The sequence below is a fragment of the Nocardiopsis sp. TNDT3 genome (assembly GCF_003427465.1).
In the GTDB taxonomy this organism is placed as follows: Bacteria; Actinomycetota; Actinomycetes; order Streptosporangiales; family Streptosporangiaceae; genus Nocardiopsis; species Nocardiopsis dassonvillei.
This window is the reverse complement of the sequence record NZ_QPFC01001285.1, coordinates 1-2,514: the sequence shown is the minus strand read 5'-3', so window position 1 is coordinate 2,514 and position 2,514 is coordinate 1. Positions and strand designations below refer to the sequence as shown.

General features: G+C 72.0%; 2 protein-coding genes and 1 pseudogene. All 3 read left to right on the top strand.

What is annotated here, in order from left to right:
• The coding region (locus DQW06_RS26900; protein WP_198662558.1) for a siderophore-interacting protein at positions 1-386 on the top strand (386 nt) is incomplete at its 5' end.
• 195 nt (positions 387-581) lie between these two features.
• Positions 582-1,586 (top strand): iron-siderophore ABC transporter substrate-binding protein, encoded by a 1,005-nt coding sequence (locus DQW06_RS26895; protein ID WP_071621879.1) that lies wholly within the window; start codon positions 582-584, stop codon positions 1,584-1,586.
• Between the two features lie 537 nt (positions 1,587-2,123).
• A pseudogene (locus DQW06_RS26890) lies at positions 2,124-2,514 on the top strand (glycoside hydrolase family 16 protein); the annotation flags it as partial.

The window sequence follows — 2,514 nt, the reverse complement described above, 5'->3', positions numbered from 1 at the left end:
CGGAGGAGGCCGACTGGCACCTGCTCGTCGGCGACGAGAGCGCCGTACCCGCCCTGCTCTCCATCCTCGAACAGGCCCCCGCCCACCTGCGAGGACAGGCCTACCTCGAAGTCCCCTGCCCCGAAGACGTACGCCCCGTCCAGGCCCCGCCCGGAGTCGACGTGCACTGGCTCGCCCGCACCGACCCCCACACCGTCCCCGGACGACTCGCCCTGGAAACCGTACGCACCGCCGAGTTCCCCCCAGGACGCCCCTACTGCTTCGTCGCCGGAGAGAACGCCCTCCCCACCGAACTGCGCCGCACCCTCGTCCGCCAACACGGCGTCCCCAAGGACGACATCGCCTTCATCGGCTACTGGCGCCACGGCGTGGCGGCCTACTCGTGACGGTGTGACCCTCGACACGTCACCGGCCCGCGAGGAGCGCCGCGCGGCCCCGCCGACGACCGTGCACAACGGGCTTCACCGGCATACGCGGTTTTCCACGCCCTCCCACCACGGGCTTGCGCAAAACGGACGCCTCCAGCACCATAACCTTGCTTAGGCAAGGCTAAGCTCATCCACTCGACCGAATGAGGCCCCATGAACCCCGGTCCGCTGACCCGCGGCGGCGCGATCGCCGCCGGCGCGCTCTCCCTCCTGCTGCTCGCCGCCTGCGGCGGCCAGACCTCCGGCTCCGAGGAGGGCGGCTCGGACGGCGAGGTCGCCGAGGGGTACCCGGTCACCGTCGAGACCCTCTTCGGCGACGTGGAGATCGCGGACAAGCCGACCAACGTCGTCGCCATGGGCTGGTCCGACGCCGAGACCGCGCTGGCGCTGGGCGTGCAGCCGGTCGGCGTGGCCGACTGGCAGGCCTACGGCGGCACGGGCGTGGGCCCGTGGGCGGCCGACATGTTCGAGGAGGAGCCGGTCCAGCTCGGCACCATGGAGCCGAACCTGGAGGCGATCGCCTCCCTGGAGCCCGACGTCATCCTCGACACCCGCTCCGACAACAGCCAGGAGCGCTACGACACGCTCTCTCCGGTGGCCCCCGTGGTCGGCCCGCCGCCCGGGGTGGAGGTCACCTACGGCACCACCTGGCAGCAGCAGACCCGACAGGTCGCCCAGGTGGTCGGCGAGCAGGAGCGCGCCGAGGAGCTCATCGAGGAGCTGGAGGGCCGCTTCGCCCGGATCCGCGAGGAGAACCCCGAGTTCGCCGACATGACCCTGACCGTGGGGGCCTACTTCGACGGCCAGTACGGCGCCTACGTGCCCGGCGACTCCCGGGTGGACCTGCTCCAGGAGCTGGGCTTCCGGTACGAGCCCGAGGTCGAGGAGATGGCCGACGGCGCCTTCTACGTCGACCTGAGCCCGGAGCGGCTGGAGGTCCTGGACGCGGACCTGACGGTCATGTTCCCCATCGGCGGCACGGCGGACCACCTGCGCGAGGACCCGGTGCTCCAGGGCATCCCCTCCGCCGAGGACGGCCGACTGGTCATCCTGGACGACCCGGAGCTGGCCAACGCCTTCTCCAGCGGTTCGTACCCGGGCATCTCCCACGCGCTGGACGAGCTGGTCCCGCTGCTCCAGGAGACCCTGAACGGCTGACGCCCCGCCTGCCGGGCCCCGTGGAGCGCGCGCTCCGCGGGGCCCGTCGTCGTCGGGGCCCGAAGGCCGACGGTCGCGCGGCTCGCGCTTTCGTCCCGGCGGCCCGCGCAGGAACGCGGGGGCACGGGCGTCCGGAGCGCCTGGGCAGGGACGCCCGAAACACCTGTCTCCGCGAGCACGAGGACGTGGGCCGACCGCCGTGTGGCGCGTGACCCGAATCCGGCCCGACCCCGTAAGCACGAGGGCTTGGGACTCAGGCGCCGGGACACGGCGCGCCCCACAGGTCCTCTCCTGCGAAGACCACACCACCCCAAAAGCACACAGACCACACGTTTCACCCCAGCCCCATGGGAGCGATCCCAACTTTTTCGCACGACCCCCCTTGTCCGCGAGCGGTCGCGTACGTACAGTCACTTAACGCTTGTTCAGTGGGCGTCCGCCCACGCGGGCAAGCCCCTCGCGGCACGTGCGGGACCCGCTATTTCGCACGCGTCGCGGCGCCGGGCTCGCCCGTCCCCCCGCTCACCGGAGTACGCCATGACCAAGAGCGCCCGCCGCAGTACCCGCCGCACCGCCACCGTCGCCACGGCGGTGACCGCCTCCGCCGCGCTGGCCGCGGCGATCCTCACCGCACCGCAGTGGACCGGAGCCGACGTGGACGAGGCCAACGCCGAACTCAGCGCCGCGCCCGGGGACGTCGTCTGGTCCGACGAGTTCGACGGCGCCGCCGGAAGCGCCCCCGACCCCGCCAACTGGAACCACGAGACCGGCGCCCACGGCTGGGGCAACAACGAACTCCAGAACTACACCAGCAGCCGCGCCAACTCCGCCCTCGACGGCAACGGCAACCTCGTCATCACCGCACGCAGGGAAGCCAACGGCGGCTACACCTCCGCCCGCATGACCACCCAGAACAAGGTCGAACACG